Source organism: Mumia sp. ZJ1417 (genome assembly GCF_014127285.1).
Taxonomy (GTDB): Bacteria; Actinomycetota; Actinomycetes; order Propionibacteriales; family Nocardioidaceae; genus Mumia.
Window position 1 is genome coordinate 3028509 of record NZ_CP059901.1, and the last position, 14452, is coordinate 3042960.

Here is a 14452-nt window from a genome sequence, read left to right on the forward strand (position 1 = left end):
CGATGCGGCGCGAGCGGCCCGCCGCTAGCGTGTGGCCAGACGTCCGGAGGCCACGGTGACCACCGGCACACAGGGGGTGGCCCGTGATGTCGACCGACACTGCCGCGAAGACCGGTGGCGTGCTGGCCGCCACGTGCCTGTCCACGTTGGTCGTGAACGCCAACACGTCCGCGGTGAGCATCCTGCTCCCGGCGATCAGCGACGACACCGGGATGTCGGTCGACACGCTGCAGTGGGCGGTGACCGGCTACTCGCTCGTCGGTGCCGCGGTGATCGTGACCTCGGGCGCCCTCGGCGACGTCTTCGGGCGCAAGCGGGTCTTCCAGCTCGGTCTGCTGCTGTTCGTCCTCTCGTGCCTCGTCATCGCCCTGGCGAACACCGGCGAGATGGTGATCATCGGTCGCCTGATTCAGGGTGCGGCCGGTGCCACGATCCTCGCGTGCGGGCTGAGTCTCCTGTCCGTCGCGAACTCCGGCGACGCACAGCTCAGAGCCGTGTCGCTGTGGGGTGCGGCCGCTGCCGTGGGGGCGGCCGCGGGTCCGCTTGTGGGCGGCGTCCTCGTCGACTTCACCGGGTGGCAGGGGTTGTTCTGGATCGACGCCGGCATCGCGATCGTCTGCATGGTGATGACGTTCGCGACGGTCACGGAGTCCCGGGACGAGACACGATCGCGCTCGATCGACTACGCCGGTGCCGTCCTCGTCGCCCTCACGCTGAGCCCGATCCTGCTGGGGACGAGCAAGGGCAGCGACTGGGGCTGGTTCAGCGTGGCCACGATCGGCTGCTTCGCGATCGCCGTGATCGCCGGCTTCGCGTTCGTCGCCGTCGAGAAGCGGGTCCGTGTGCCGCTCCTGGACCTCGCTCTCCTGCGCAACCGCACGCTCGTCGGCGCGACGATCGCGATCCTCGTGGGCGCGGGCACGATCAATGCGCTGATGTATCTGCTCAGCCTCTATTTTCAGAACCCTGCCGCCCTCGGGTTCACGCCGTTCCAGGCCGGCCTCGCGACGCTCCCGGCGACCGTGGGGCTGGTCGTGGTCGCCCCACTCGTGCCGACGATGGCGGCCAAGGTCGGTGGGCGCCAGGTCGTCTCGCTCGGGTTCCTCATCACCGGAGTGGGGTTCGCCGTCGTCGGTCTGACCCAGGCGGACTGGCGCTACCTCGCGTTCCTGCTGCCACTCGTCGCGATCGCCGTCGGCATGGGCATGTCGAACGGCCCGGCTTCGTCGGCGGCGACGGCCTGCGTCGACGCCGACGACGTCGGCGCCGCCTCCGGCGTCTCGAACATGGCCCGGTACGTCGGCGCTGCCGTGTTCACCGCGGTCGCGGCGACGGTGAACGCGGCCGTCATCACGAACCGCACGGACACCGGTCACTCGCAGGGCGACGCGCTCGCGGCCGGGATCGGCGCCGCCTCGTGGGTGATGGCGGGCCTCAGCTTCGCCGCGGTCCTGCTGGGCGTCCTCATGAAGCGGCACCGCCAGGCGAAGGGCACGCTCACCGACGCCGTCGCCGCCGCCGCCGCGCCGATCCAGACCCTGCCAACGACGGCGACACCGCAACCCCGCTGAGCATCAGCGCACGGGGACGGCGCCGGACAGTCGTCGGGCCGCGTCCGGGTCGTGCGTCGGAACGATCCCGACGCGTTCTCTGACGGCATGGAGGCGGTGCAGCGTACGGAACGTCTCGCCTCGGTCCTCGTCGGCGAGCCCGCCCGGGAAGGCGGACTTCTGGCGTAGGTCCTCGACCTGGTAGCTGTGCCACGCCGCGTCGCCCGCGAGCAGCACCCACCCGCGCTCGGTGTGCAGGAGAACGCCGACGCTCCCAGGGGTGTGGCCCGCGAGGTCGACGAGCACGACCGAGCCGTCACCGAAAAGGTCGTGGCTCGCGGCAAACGTGAGGACGGGCGGCCCCTCGAGGTCGTACAGGACCGTCGTACGCCCCCGCAGTGCGTCGCGGACTCCTCCGACCGGTGCGATCAGCCCGTCCATGACCCAGTCCCGCTCGCGGGTGTGGAGCCGCACCGGCAGGTCGGGAAGGTCGAGCAGGCCGCACACGTGGTCCCAGTGCGCGTGGGTCGGCAGGGCGAAGTCGAGTGCAGGCGCCGGGTCGAGCTCACCGAGGGCCGTGACGGTCGCGACGGTCCGGCCCGGGGGGCTCATCACGGCCCGAAGGACCGCAGGCAGCTGCGCGACCGCACGCCGCTCAGCGTCGAGGCACAGGCTCGGATCCACGAGGAACGTCGCTTCAGGATGGGTGACCACGAACGTCTGGAGCGCGTTGGGGATCCGGCGCGGGCTCCGGCGGCCCTCGACGATCATCGCGGTCGGGACCGGGCGGGCCACCTGACGCAACGGCGTGACAGTCACGGTCCGGGTCGCGTACGGGAGGCCTGCGTCGGTCAGGCTGCGGAGGAACCGCTCGTCCCGTGGCCGCGGACGCACCACGCCCTTCAGGAGGCCTGCGGCTGCTGCGCAGCATACGGCGATGCTGGGAGTTCGAACGTCTTCGGACACCGGGGTGACCGCCTTCCGTCGTCGGGTTGACCATCGATGATGGGACGCTATAACTTCAGGTCGACCTGAAGTAAAGAGGTGATCCGATGCCCGAGACGGAGATGCGGGTCGGCGACGCCGCCGCTGTCCTCGGCATCGCGGCGCACGTCCTGCGCCACTGGGAGGACGTCGAGCTGCTCCGACCACCGCGGCTCCCCTCGGGCCATCGCGTCTACGACGAACAGTCGCTCGCGCAGGCTCGGATGATCCAGATCTGCCAGCGCGCCGGACTCTCGTTGGCCGAGATCCGTGACCTCGCTGCCGCGGAGCGCGCCGACCGGATCGGGATCATCGCTGCCAAGCGAGTCAGCATCGCCGAACAGGTCGCCGATCTCGAGCTGGCCGACCGGTTTCTCTCGCACGTGGTGACCTGCGCCCATCCGGTCGTGTCCGACTGCGACGAGTGCTCCGCCCTGGTGGCGAGAGCGCGACTCGGATGACGCAGCGCTGAGGCCTCCGTCCCCGATTCGGGCATTTTGCCACCGAATCCGCTGTCGGGTTGGGTGTCAAAGTGCCCGAATCGGGGACGGGGCCTCAGCGGATCAGGCAGCGACCGAGATCGCACGAGGGGTGCCGAGACCCGGGGTCTCGATACGGGCTCGCCCTACGCGACCGGGGACCCGGGACGCAGCCAGGACACGACGACGTCGCCGATCAACGCGCGCAGCCGCGGGCGCTGATCGTCGGCGAGCAGGTCGACGTCGAAGAGGTAGCCGAACGTGTACTGGTTGGCGACCTGGAACACGCAGTACGAGCTGATCAGCAGGTGCACGTCGAGCGCGTCGACGTCGTCACGGAACACCCCGTCGGCGACGCCTCGCTTGAGGATCGTCTCGAGGACCTCCATCGCCGGCTTGCCGAGGTCACGGAGCACCTCGAGCTTGCGGATGCCCTCACCGCGGTGGATGTTTTCGATGGCGACCAGGCGCATGAAGTCCTGGTGCTCGACGTGGTGGTCGTACGTCAGCTCGGCGAGCCGCCTGATCGCGTCGACAGGGCCGAGGTCACCAACCTCGAGACGCTCCTCGGCCTGACGGATCCCGCGGTACGCGTTCTCCAGAACGGCGAGATAAAGCTGCTCCTTGCCGCCGAAGTAGTAGTAGATCATCCGCTTCGTCGTGCGAGTGCGCTCCGCGATCTCGTCGACGCGGGCACCGGAGTATCCGTCCTCGGCGAACGCCCGTGTGGCGACCTCGAGGAGCTCCGCCTTCGTACGCTCGGGATCGCGCTGCCTCGAGACCTGGTCAGTCACGGCACCACCCTAGTCGAGCGAGGCCACCGAGGACCGGCAGTCGGCCCTGGCCCCCGCAATGTACGAAATGGTACGTTCCTCGCGTGCGTACGTCGATCGCCACCGTCTGCCTCAGCGGAAGTCTCGTCCCCAAGCTCCACGCCTGCGCCGAAGCCGGCTTCGACGGCGTGGAGATCTTCGAGCCCGACCTCGTGACCGCGTACGAGTCGCCCGAGGAGATCCGCACGCTCGCGGACCGGCTCGGGCTGTCGCTCGACCTCTACCAGCCGTTCCGCGACTTCGAGGGCGTCGACGAGGAGACCTTCGCCGACAACCTTCGCCGCGCGGAGACGAAGTTCGCGCTGATGAACCGCCTCGGCATGGACCTGATCCTCGTGTGCAGCAACGTCGCCACCGCCACGATCGACTCCGACGAGGTGTCGGCCCGTCAGCTGCGCGCCCTCGGTGAGCTCGCCGCCTCGTACGGGGTCCGCATCGCGTTCGAGGCGCTCGCCTGGGGCAAGTACATCGACGACTACCGCCGCGCATGGCGGATCGTAGAGCGCGCGGACCACCCCAACATCGGCGTGTGCCTCGACTCGTTCCACATCCTGTCTCGCGGCCACGACCCGAGCGACATCGAGAAGATCCCGGGCGACAAGATCTTCTACCTCCAGCTCGCCGACGCCCCTGCCCTCGACATGGACGTGCTCTCGTGGAGCCGGCACCACCGCCTCTTCCCAGGCGAGGGCAGCTTCGACCTCACCGGCTTCCTCGGCCACGTGCTCGCCGCCGGCTACACCGGACCGCTGTCGCTCGAGGTCTTCAACGACGTCTTCCGACAGACCGACGTGCGACGCACCGCCGCGCACGCGCACCGCTCGCTGGTCTGGCTCGCCGACCAGGTACGCCGTCCCGACACCGCAGCCACCACCAGGCCGCTCACCGCCGTCAGCCCGCCGCAGGCCTTCGACTTCGTCGAACTGCGCGGGTCCGGGCTCGACGACACCGACCTCGTGCTCGAACAGCTCGGCTTCACCTTCCGCGGCCGGCACCGCACCAAGCCCGTACGACTCTGGTCGTCGGGGAGGGCCCGCGTGATCCTCAACGACCGCGGAGGGGACAAGCCGGCCCACCTGGCCGCGTTCGGTCTCGAGGTCGCCGACGCGGACGCGGCGCTGGCGCGGGCCCGCGAGCTCGACGCGCCCCCGGTGTTCCGGCAGACCCATGCGGGCGAGCAGGACCTGCCGGCGACGGCGGCACCCGACGGAACGCAGATCCTCTTCAGCGACCACGGACCCGATCCACGCTGGCTCGACGAGTTCACGTACGGCGATCCCGAACGCTCCGACGTCGCCCGCTCCATCGACCACGTCAACGTGACGCAGCGCTGGCAGGACTTCGACGAGGCCGTGCTCTTCTATCAGAGCGTCCTCGGCCTCGACCCGGAGCCAGCCCGCGAAGTCGCCGGGCCGAGCGGGCTCGTCCGCAGCCAGGTGATGCGTACGCCGGACGGCTGCGTGCGACTCCCCCTCAACGTGGAGCCGCAGGGCGAGGACCGGCGTACGCAGCACGTCGCGTTCGCCTCAGACGACGTCGTCGGGCTCGCCCGTACGGCACGGGGGCGCGGACTGTCGTTCCTCCCCGTACCCGACAACTACTACGACGACCTGCGCGCGCGCTTCGGCCTCGACGACGCGTTCCTCACCGAGCTGCGGTCGCTGGACCTGCTGTACGACGAGGACGCCGACGGCGGGTTCGTGCACTTCTACACACGCACCCTCGGTGACGTGTTCTTCGAGTTCGTCGAGCGGCGCGGTCCGTACGACGGGTACGGGGCCGCGGACGCGCCCGTACGACTCGCCGCGCAGCGCGCCACCGGCGCCCTCTGACCCGTCGGACAGCCGCGGCCCTACGGCGCCTCGCCGGTCGAGTCGCGGAGCACCAGCTCGGTCGGGAGCACGACACGCGCAGGCGTACGGGGCTGGCGTGTCGGCGTCGCCATGTCGAGCAGGATCTCGACCGCCGCCCGTCCGACCTCGCCGTGCGGGCCCCCGAGGGTCGTGAGGCGCGGGGTGCACAAGTCCGAGGCGAAGATGTCGTCGAACCCGACCACGCTCACGTCCGCCGGCACCCGCACACCGCGCTGCGCGAGCCGCTGGACGACCCCGATCGCGAGCAGGTCGTTGTGCGCGACGACGGCAGTCGCGCCGGTGTTGAGGGCACCGTCGGCCGCGACTCCTCCGTGCGAGACCTTGGGCGTGAACGGCCCCACGCGCTCGACCCGGATGCCGAGGTCGTCGCCGGCGGCGCGCAGCGCGGACCACCTCGTCGCCGCCATCCACGAGTTGCGCGGCCCGGCGAGGTAGACGAGATGGCGGTGCCCGAGCGACGCCAGGTGCTCCACGAGCTGGCGGCACCCCTGGACGTGGTCGAGGACGACGCTCGAGAGCCCTGGGAGCTCGCGGTTCATCAGGACGACCGGGCGTTGCGCCGAGATCTGCTCGAGGTTCTCGTCCGGCAGGCGGCTCGCGGCGAGCACGAACCCGTCGACCGAGCCGACGAGGCGCTGGATCTGGTCGTACTCGATGCGCGGCGACTCCTCGGCGTTGACGAGCACGAGCGTGTACTCCGACGCCTTCGCCCGCAGCTCGGCCCCGCGGATCAGCTCGAAGTAGTGCGGGTTCGTGATGTCGGAGACGACCATCGCGACGGTGTGGTGGCGGCCGGAGAACAGCGCGCGGGCATGCGGGTTCGGCCGATAGCCAAGCTCGGCAGCGACCGCGAGGACGTGCTCGCGGGTCTTCGCACTCACTCGCGTCGGATGGGAGAACGCGCGTGACACCGTCGAGGTCGCGACCCCGGCGGCCGCGGCGACGTCGTAGATCGTGGGGTCGGCCATGTCACATAGCGAACACGATCTGGCAACCCGATGGCAACCGCTTGCCACGACAATCTCGTCGTCCCTAAGTTCCCCTCCTATGACGTACGCCACACCACCCCTGCGAGGTCCCGAGCGGGTGAAGTCGTTCTTCGACGCCCCGCCCCGGTGGGCATCGAGGACCGTCCGGGTGCTGACCGCGATCGAGCTGGCGATCGGCATCGCCGCTCTGCTGCTCATCTTCTTCCTCGTGCTCGCGCAGGCCGCGCAGCGCTACCTCCCGTTCGACGGCTGGCCGTGGACGGGCGAGCTCGCCCGCTTCTGCCTGGTGTGGCTGACCTTCGTCGTGGCAGGTGTGCTCGTCACGAGCGACTCCCACATCGCGATCGAGATGGTCGACGCGATCGACAACGAAGTCGTACGCCGCATCGTCCGCGTCATCTCGTGTGTCGTGGTCGCGGCCATCGGTGCCGCCCTCACCGCCGAGGCGTGGTCGCTGACGATGGACCAGGGCATCATCAAGTCGCCGGCCATGCGGATGCCGATGTCGTGGCTCTATGCGATCTCGCTGGTCGGATTCGTGAGCACCACCCTGCGCGCCGCGTTCGCCGCAGTGCAGTACGCCGTCGTCGGCGTGCCGCAGGACCGTACGCGTGACATGGAGGCCCCGGTCGCATGAGCCTCCTCGTTCTCGGCCTCCTCATCACCGTCCTCCTGGTGATCCGGGTCCCGATCGCGTTCGCGTTCATCGGCCCGTCGCTGCTCTATCTCATGACCAACGATCAGTCGCTGGGCCTCGCGCTGCGCCTCGTCGCGCAGTCCACGGCCAGCTTCCCGCTGCTCGCTGTGCCTCTGTTCATCCTGCTCGGCTGCCTGGCCAACCACGCCGGTATCGCGGACCGCCTGTTCGACTTCGCGCTGGCCCTGCTCGGCCGGGTGCGCGGCAGCCTCGGCTACGTGAGCGTCGGCGTGAGCCTCGGCTTCTCCTGGATGAGCGGGTCGGCCGTCGCGGACGCCGCCGCGCTCGGCAAGGTCCAGATCCCGGCGATGCTCCGCAGCGGCTACTCCAAGAAGTTCGCCCTCGGCGTCACCGGCGCCGCCTCGCTCATCGCCCCGGTCATGCCGCCGAGCATCCCCGCCGTGATCTACGCCGGGCTTGCCGCGGTGTCGACGGGCGCGCTGTTCGCCGCCTCCGTCGTTCCCGCGCTCCTGATGGCACTCGGCCTGTGCGTCGTCGTGTTCTTCTGGGTCCGCCGCGACCCCAACATCGAGCGCACCCAGTTCAGCGGCGCGCGGGTGTGGGAGACCGGCAAGCGCGTGATCGCGCCGCTCGGGGCGCCGGTCATCATCCTCGGCGGCATCCTCGGCGGCTTCTTCACCCCGACCGAGGCGGCAGCGGTCGGCGCGGCGTACATGGCGATCCTCGGCTTCGCGTACGGCACGCTCAAGATCCGCGACCTGCCCAAGGTCCTCACCGAGGCGGTCCTCACCAGCGGCGCGATCATGCTGATCGTCGCGTCGGCCAACCTGCTCGGCTACATCTTCGCGAGAGAGCAAGTCGCGCAACACCTCTCGGCCTGGGTCCTCGACCTGACCTCGAGCCCGACAGTCTTCCTGCTGCTCGTGCTCCTGCTGTCGCTGGTCCTCGGCACGGCCCTCGACGCGATCGCCGTCCTCACGTTGACCGTCCCGATCCTGCTGCCGATCGCGGCGGTGTACGAGGTGGACCCGATCGCGCTGGGCGTGCTGATGATCCTGTCGCAGATGATCGGCCTGCTCACTCCCCCGGTGGGCACCGTCATCTTCGTCCTGCAGGCGATCGCGAAGGCGCGGATGTCGGAGGTGTTCTGGGGCTCGCTACCGTTCATGGTCCCGCTTCTCCTGCTGTGCCTGGCGATCGTCTTCTGGCCCGATGCGATCCTCTACCTCCCGAAGGAGCTGGGCCTGTGACCGGGCATCACGACAGCCGCGGCTCCGTCCTCGCCGGCCTGCTCGGCCAGGGCGTCAAACCGTCGCTCACCCCGCCGATGCACGAGCGCGAGGCCGACCGGCACGGGCTTCGCTACGTCTACAAGGTGGTCGATCTCGACGACACCCAGGTGGACGCCGACCACGTGCGCGACCTCCTCGCGGCGGCGGTCGAGCTCGGCTTCGACGGGCTCAACGTCACCCACCCCATCAAGCGGACCCTGCTGCCGTACGTCGACGAGCTCGCCTCCGAGGTCGTCCGCATCGGCGCCCTCAACACCATCCTGATCCGCGACGGCGTCACGACAGCGCACAACACCGACGTCACCGGCTTCACCCGCGCGTTCCACGAGGGTCTGCCCGGCGCGGACCTCGACGACGTCGTCCTGCTCGGCGCCGGCGGCGCGGGCACGGCGGTCGCGCACGCGCTCGCCGACCTCGGGGCCACGCGGCTCCACGTCGTCGATCCCGATCAGACGCGCGCCGAGAGCCTGCGCGCCTCGGTGTCCGGCACGGGCGCGACGCCCAACGTCCGTACGCACGCGCCGTCTGCACTCGCCACCGTGCTCGCCGGCGCCTCCGGACTCGTCAACGCCAGCCCGGTCGGCATGGCCCAGCACCCCGGCTCACCCGTGCCGGACGAGCTGCTCGCCCCGCAGCTCTGGGTCGCCGACATCGTCTACCGCCCCCTCATGACCGAGCTGCTCCGTACGGCGCGAGCACGCGGTTGCCCCACCCTCAGCGGCGCCGGGATGGCGGTCCACCAGGCCGCCGACACCTTCGAGCTCCTCACCGGCAGGACAGCTCACCGCGAGGAGATGTTCCGCGACTTCGACGAGATGGTCTCCGCCGAGACCGCCCCGCCGCAGGACGCGGACGTCGACCATCCCACCCATCGGTCTCGGGAGACCTCCGGAGAAAGGAACCAGTAGCCATGTCTACACACCGATTCCGCCGTACCACCACGATCGCCGTCTGGGCGGTCGTCCCCGTGCTCGCGCTCACCGCCTGCGGTGGGGGCGACGACGAGGGAGGTGACGGTGGCGACGTCGAGCTCACGCTCGCGCACAGCTACACCGAGAACCAACCGCAGCACCGCTGCGGAGCCCAGGTCATCGCCGACGAGGTCGAGAACGCCGACGTCGGGGTGACGGTGAAGCTCCACCCCAACAGCCAGCTCGGCGGCGACGCCGACCGGATCAGCTCGGTCGTCTCCGGAGACATCGACATCGACATCCAAGGCGCCTCGGCGCTCGGTGCCGTGTACGAGCCGGTCGCCGTCCTCGACGCCGCGTACGCCTTCGACGACAACGACCACCTCGTACGGTTCTTCGAGAGCGACGACTCAAACGAGCTGCTCGACGGCTTCAAGGAGGAGACGGGCGTGACGACGCTCGGCGCCTGGTCTGCCGGCATGCGGCAGTTCACCGCCAACGAGCCGATCCGTACGCCGGCAGACCTCGAGGGCCTGCGGATGCGCTTCCCCGCGTCGCCGCAGTTCCTCATGAACGCCAAGGCGCTGGGGGCGAACGCGACCGAGGTGGCGTACGAGGAGCTCTTCCTCGCGCTTCAGCAGGGCACGGTCGACGGCCAGGAGAACCCGATCGTCAACATCGACGCCGTCAGCCTCGACGAGGTGCAGGACTACATCAGCATGTCGTCGCACCAGGCCAACTCCAACCTGGTGATCATCGGCCAGAAGTGGGACGAGCTGTCCGACGAGCAGCAGGAGGCGTTGCAGGCGGCGGTCGACAAGGCCGTCGAGGAAGTTCCGGGCTGTGTCGACGAGGACGAGCAGAAGACGCTCGCCGAGTGGAAGGACAGCGGGGCGCTGAAGGTCGTCGACGACGTGGACGTCGAGGCGTTCCGAACGAAGGCCGACACCTACTTGCGCGAGAACTTCAACGATGAGCAGCTCGCCGTCTACGAGGCGATCCGGGGCACGGCTGAATGACGGGGTCGGGGGAAGTCCAGACCTTCACCGGCCCGGTTGACGAGGGCGTCCTCGGGGTCACGCTGATCCACGAGCACGTCTTCGTCGGGCATACCGAGCTGGACCTGAACTTCCCCCATCCGGAGTGGGACGAGGCCGCGGCGGTCGAGACGGCCGTCGCGGGCCTCGACCGCCTGTGGGACCTGGGCGTACGGACGGTAGTCGACCTCACCGTCCTCGGTCTCGGACGTGACGTGGCGCGGGTGGCGACGGTTGCCGCCCGGTCACGCGTCCGGCTCGTCGCGTCGACGGGCTACTACACGGCGGACGTGCTGCCGCCGTACTTCCACACCCACGGGCCCGGCCTGCTGATCAACGGGCCGGACCCGCTGGTGGAGATGTTCCTCGCCGACATCGAGAACGGCATCGCCGGCACGGGCGTCCGAGCCGGGATGCTCAAGGTGGTGACCGACCGGGCCGGACGCACCCCGGACGTCACGCGGGTGATGACAGCGGCGGCGATCGCGCACCAGCAGACCGGGGTGCCGATCACCACGCACACGCACGCACCGTCGGAGAACGGCCGCGACCAGCTCGCGTTCCTCGGCAAGCACGGCGTCGCGCCCGACCGCGTGATCGTCGGACACTGTGGCGACTCCGAGGACCTCGCCTATCTGCGCGCGCTCGCCGACACCGGGGCGACGCTGGGGATGGACAGGTTCGGGATGGAGCACCTGCTGGCCGACGAGAAGCGCGTACGCACGGTGCTGGCGTTGCTGCCTCTCGGCTACGCCGACCGCATGGTGCTGTCGCACGACGCCGCGTTCTTCAGCCGGGTGACACCGCCGAGCTGGCGCGCCACGCATGTCCCGAACTGGCACATGGAGAACGTCCACCGGCGCATCGTCCCGATGTTGCGCGAGGGTGGCGCGAGCGAGGCCGACCTCGAGCAGATGCTGGTCCGCAACCCCGCGCGGCTGCTGGCGCCGTCGCGCTGATCGGGCGGGCCGCGCCATCGTCACCGCACGAAGTGTGCGACCACGGTGCACCATGAATACGTGATGTCTCCACCCACGAAGCGTCCGCCCCTCGACCGGGAGCGCGCCGCCGCGCGGGTCAGCGCATACCTGTACGGCAACATCCTGGTGCTCGCAGCGCTCGTGTCGCTCCACCCCGAGGACCTCGACGGACCGACCGGAGCCGTCGTCGTTCTGGGCACGGCGGTCTCCACCTTCATCGCGCACGCCCTTGCGGAGACCGTCGCCCTCGACGTCCGCAGCACGGGATCCGTCTCGCGCACGATGCTCCTCCACGAGCTGCGAGACGCCCGCCCCATCGCGTCGACCGCGTCGCTGCCCGTCCTGCTGATGCTTGCCGCGTACGCCGGCTGGATCGCCGAAAGTTGGGCGCTCGGCCTCGCGATCGCCGTCATCGTCGTGCGACTCGCCGCTCTGGGCTGGATCGTCGCGCAGATCGCCGGCAAGCGGGGGTCACGCGAGATGTTCGGCTCCGGCTTCGCACTCGCCGTCCTCGGCATCCTCGCTGCGGTGCTCGAGTGGCAGCTCAAGCACTGACCCTCATCTCGCAGGCGGCGCGACGCCCGCCCCGTACCGCGCGACGCAGAAGTCCCGCAGCCGACGGGTCAGGTCGGCGAGGGTCGCGGCCGCGTGATGGTCGGGCTCCCATGCCGCCCACAGGTGGACCCGCAGCGGCCCGTGGGCGCCGTCGACCTCGAGCGGGACGAGGGCGAAGCGCGGATCGTCGGTGACGACCGCGATCCCTCGCCCCGCCGCCGCGAGCGCCTGCGCGACCTGAGGGTGGGACGACTCGACGTACGACCCGAGCGCGAGCCCGGCGTTCTCGACGGCGACGTCGAGCACGTGCCGCGCCCTCATGCCCGTGCGTAGCACCACGAGCCGCTCACCGACGAGCTCATCGAGCCCAACGCTCCCCCGCGGCGCCCACGCGTGGTCCGTCCGGACGTACGCCCACACCGGCAGCACGGCGACCGGCGCACCGGCGAGGTCCGGACCGGGCCGGTCGAACACGAGCGCGAGGTCGGCGCCGCCGCGCAGCGACACGTGCGGGTCGCCGACCTCGGTCTCGAGCACGGTGGGCACCGGGTCGTCGGGCTCCAGCTGCGCCACGAACGGCGCGATGACGTCGGTCAGCGTCGTCGTCCGGGTCGCGATCGTCAACGCCTCGAGACGCCCCGCCGCCATCGTGGACGCCGTAGCGCGGGCCTCGTCGGCGCGCCGCAGCAGATCGCGCGCGACTGGGAGGAACTGCGTGCCCGCCGCGTTGAGCGCCAGTCGCCCGCGCGACCGCGTGAAGAGGTCGACGCCCAGCTCGCGCTCCAGGCCGCGCAGCTGCCGCGACAGCGCCGGCTGCGTCATGTGAAGGGCAGTCGCGGCGCCGCTGACCGTGCCGGCGTCAGCGGTCGCGACAAAGTAGCCGAGCACCCGCAGCTCCATCCGAACCTCCAAACCTCCTATGCCTGTACGGCATACGTAGGCAGCATATTCGGTATTGGACGGCATAGCCTCGTAACCCCGATCCTGTCTGCATGGCTCTCACCCAGGAACGTCGCCTCGTCACCCCTATCCCGGGACCGGCCTCGCAGGCGCTGATGGCACGCAAGCACGCCGCAGTCCCCGCCGCAGTGGCGACGACGATGCCCGTGTTCGCCGCCGAGGCGTCCGGCGGGATCGTCAAAGACGTCGACGGCAACCAGCTCATCGACCTCGGGTCGGGCATCGCCGTGACGACCGTGGGCGTGAGCGCACCGCGGGTCGTCGACGCCGTGGCTGCCCAGGCCGCCGCCTACACACACACCTGCTTCATGGTCACCCCGTACGAGCCGTACGTCGCGGTTGCCGAGGCCCTCAACCGGCTCACCCCGGGCGACCACGAGAAGCGCACCGCGCTGTTCAACTCCGGCGCCGAAGCCGTCGAGAACGCGGTGAAGATCGCCCGCGCCCACACCGGTCGGCAGGCGGTCGTCGTGTTCGACCACGCCTACCACGGGCGAACCAACCTCACGATGGCGATGACGGCCAAGTCGATGCCGTACAAGCACGGGTTCGGGCCCTTCTCCCCCGAGGTCTACCGCGCCCCCATGTCGTACCCCTTCCGCGACGGCATCAAGGACGGCCGGCTCGCCGCCGAGCGGGCCCTCGATGTCATCGACAAGCAGGTGGGGGCCGCCAACCTCGCGGCCGTCGTGATCGAGCCGATCCAGGGCGAGGGCGGGTTCGTGGTGCCCGCGGAGGGCTTCCTCGCGGCGATCGCGCAGTGGTGCGCCGAGAACGGCGTCGTGTTCGTCGCCGACGAGGTGCAGTCGGGCTTCGGGCGTACGGGGGCGATGTATGCGTGCGAGCACGAGGGCGTCGTACCCGACCTCGTCGTCACGGCCAAGGGGGTGGCCGACGGCCTGCCCCTGTCCGCCGTGACGGGGCGCGCCGCGATCATGGACGCCGCGCACGCCTCGGGCCTCGGCGGCACGTACGGCGGCAACCCGCTGGCCTGTGCCGCGGCGCTCGCGACGATCGAGATCCTCGAGGCCGAGGGGCTGGTGGCGCGGGCAGGTGCCATCGAGTCACTGATGCGCGACCGACTCCACCGCGTCGCGGCCGACGACCCGCGCATCGGCGACGTGCGCGGACGCGGCGCGATGATCGCGATCGAGCTCGTCGACGCGGCCGGCGAGCCCGACGCCGCGCTCGCCAAGCGCCTCGCCTCCGCCTGCCACACCGAGGGCGTCATCATCCTCACCTGCGGCACCTGGGGCAATGTGATCCGCTTCCTGCCGCCGCTGACGATCTCCGACGCCCTTCTCCACGAGGCGCTCGACGTCCTCACCACCGCTCTGCAGGAGGCCTGAC

The 14452-nt window shown here is 70.3% G+C and carries 14 protein-coding genes; 10 read left to right on the plus strand and 4 right to left on the minus strand.

Annotation, left to right across the window (positions count from 1 at the left end):
• Positions 1-86 precede the first annotated feature (86 nt).
• Positions 87-1571 (plus strand): MFS transporter, encoded by a 1485-nt coding sequence (locus H4N58_RS14695; RefSeq protein ID WP_167250022.1) that lies wholly within the window; start codon positions 87-89, stop codon positions 1569-1571.
• Positions 1572-1574: 3 nt separating this feature from the next.
• On the opposite strand, the gene H4N58_RS14700 is transcribed toward H4N58_RS14695, so the two are convergent.
• Positions 1575-2447, minus strand: coding sequence for an MBL fold metallo-hydrolase (locus tag H4N58_RS14700; RefSeq protein ID WP_255490663.1), 873 nt, complete (start codon positions 2445-2447; stop codon positions 1575-1577).
• A gap of 155 nt (positions 2448-2602) precedes the next feature.
• Here H4N58_RS14700 and H4N58_RS14705 point away from each other — a divergent pair, with 155 nt between their 5' ends.
• Entirely contained in the window at positions 2603-2995 is a 393-nt protein-coding gene (locus tag H4N58_RS14705) for a MerR family transcriptional regulator (protein ID WP_167250020.1), read from the plus strand.
• Between the two features lie 164 nt (positions 2996-3159).
• On the opposite strand, the gene H4N58_RS14710 is transcribed toward H4N58_RS14705, so the two are convergent.
• Positions 3160-3807 (minus strand): TetR/AcrR family transcriptional regulator, encoded by a 648-nt coding sequence (locus tag H4N58_RS14710; RefSeq protein WP_167250018.1) that lies wholly within the window; start codon positions 3805-3807, stop codon positions 3160-3162.
• A gap of 83 nt (positions 3808-3890) precedes the next feature.
• Here H4N58_RS14710 and H4N58_RS14715 point away from each other — a divergent pair, with 83 nt between their 5' ends.
• Positions 3891-5678 (plus strand): bifunctional sugar phosphate isomerase/epimerase/4-hydroxyphenylpyruvate dioxygenase family protein, encoded by a 1788-nt coding sequence (locus tag H4N58_RS14715; RefSeq protein ID WP_167250016.1) that lies wholly within the window; start codon positions 3891-3893, stop codon positions 5676-5678.
• Positions 5679-5698: 20 nt separating this feature from the next.
• Here H4N58_RS14715 and H4N58_RS14720 read toward each other — a convergent pair whose 3' ends face one another.
• Positions 5699-6688, minus strand: coding sequence for a LacI family DNA-binding transcriptional regulator (locus H4N58_RS14720; protein ID WP_167250014.1), 990 nt, complete (start codon positions 6686-6688; stop codon positions 5699-5701).
• Between the two features lie 79 nt (positions 6689-6767).
• Here H4N58_RS14720 and H4N58_RS14725 point away from each other — a divergent pair, with 79 nt between their 5' ends.
• Genes H4N58_RS14725 through H4N58_RS14750 form a run of 6 tightly spaced genes read left to right on the plus strand, consistent with a single transcriptional unit; the run spans position 6768 to position 12142 of the window.
• On the plus strand, positions 6768-7346 hold the full coding sequence (locus tag H4N58_RS14725) for a TRAP transporter small permease (protein ID WP_167250012.1): 579 nt from the start codon (positions 6768-6770) through the stop codon (positions 7344-7346).
• Positions 7343-8617 carry a TRAP transporter large permease gene (locus H4N58_RS14730; RefSeq protein WP_167004477.1) on the plus strand — a complete coding sequence of 425 codons (1275 nt, stop codon included), beginning with the start codon at positions 7343-7345 and terminating at the stop codon, positions 8615-8617. The genes H4N58_RS14725 and H4N58_RS14730 overlap by 4 nt, the downstream gene beginning before the upstream one ends.
• Entirely contained in the window at positions 8614-9567 is a 954-nt protein-coding gene (locus tag H4N58_RS14735) for a shikimate dehydrogenase (RefSeq protein ID WP_167249998.1), read from the plus strand. The genes H4N58_RS14730 and H4N58_RS14735 overlap by 4 nt, the downstream gene beginning before the upstream one ends.
• Positions 9568-9569: 2 nt before the next feature.
• Positions 9570-10589 (plus strand): DctP family TRAP transporter solute-binding subunit, encoded by a 1020-nt coding sequence (locus H4N58_RS14740; RefSeq protein ID WP_167249996.1) that lies wholly within the window; start codon positions 9570-9572, stop codon positions 10587-10589.
• Positions 10586-11566, plus strand: coding sequence for a phosphotriesterase (locus tag H4N58_RS14745; RefSeq protein WP_167249994.1), 981 nt, complete (start codon positions 10586-10588; stop codon positions 11564-11566). The genes H4N58_RS14740 and H4N58_RS14745 overlap by 4 nt, the downstream gene beginning before the upstream one ends.
• Before the next feature lie 60 nt (positions 11567-11626).
• Positions 11627-12142, plus strand: a complete 516-nt coding sequence (locus tag H4N58_RS14750; RefSeq protein ID WP_167249992.1) for a hypothetical protein — start codon at positions 11627-11629, stop codon at positions 12140-12142.
• A 3-nt stretch (positions 12143-12145) separates the two neighbouring features.
• Here H4N58_RS14750 and H4N58_RS14755 read toward each other — a convergent pair whose 3' ends face one another.
• Positions 12146-13042: a LysR family transcriptional regulator gene (locus H4N58_RS14755; protein ID WP_167004492.1), complete on the minus strand. Its 897-nt coding sequence runs from the start codon at positions 13040-13042 to the stop codon at positions 12146-12148.
• Between the two features lie 92 nt (positions 13043-13134).
• Between H4N58_RS14755 and gabT the strand changes: the two genes are divergently transcribed.
• Positions 13135-14451, plus strand: a complete 1317-nt coding sequence (gene gabT / locus H4N58_RS14760) for a 4-aminobutyrate--2-oxoglutarate transaminase (RefSeq protein WP_167249990.1) — start codon at positions 13135-13137, stop codon at positions 14449-14451.
• Position 14452 lies beyond the last annotated feature (1 nt).

Bases quoted from the DNA above. Each gene is read 5' to 3' on its own strand.
- H4N58_RS14695 (WP_167250022.1), top strand. From the start codon at position 87: ATGTCGACCGACACTGCCGCGAAGACCGGTGGCGTGCTGGCCGCCACG.
- H4N58_RS14705 (WP_167250020.1), top strand. From the start codon at position 2,603: ATGCCCGAGACGGAGATGCGGGTCGGCGACGCCGCCGCTGTCCTCGGC.
- H4N58_RS14720 (WP_167250014.1), bottom strand. From the start codon at position 6,688: ATGGCCGACCCCACGATCTACGACGTCGCCGCGGCCGCCGGGGTCGCG.
- H4N58_RS14725 (WP_167250012.1), top strand. From the start codon at position 6,768: ATGACGTACGCCACACCACCCCTGCGAGGTCCCGAGCGGGTGAAGTCG.
- H4N58_RS14730 (WP_167004477.1), top strand. From the start codon at position 7,343: ATGAGCCTCCTCGTTCTCGGCCTCCTCATCACCGTCCTCCTGGTGATC.
- H4N58_RS14740 (WP_167249996.1), top strand. From the start codon at position 9,570: ATGTCTACACACCGATTCCGCCGTACCACCACGATCGCCGTCTGGGCG.
- H4N58_RS14745 (WP_167249994.1), top strand. From the start codon at position 10,586: ATGACGGGGTCGGGGGAAGTCCAGACCTTCACCGGCCCGGTTGACGAG.
- H4N58_RS14755 (WP_167004492.1), bottom strand. From the start codon at position 13,042: ATGGAGCTGCGGGTGCTCGGCTACTTTGTCGCGACCGCTGACGCCGGC.
- gabT (WP_167249990.1), top strand. From the start codon at position 13,135: ATGGCTCTCACCCAGGAACGTCGCCTCGTCACCCCTATCCCGGGACCG.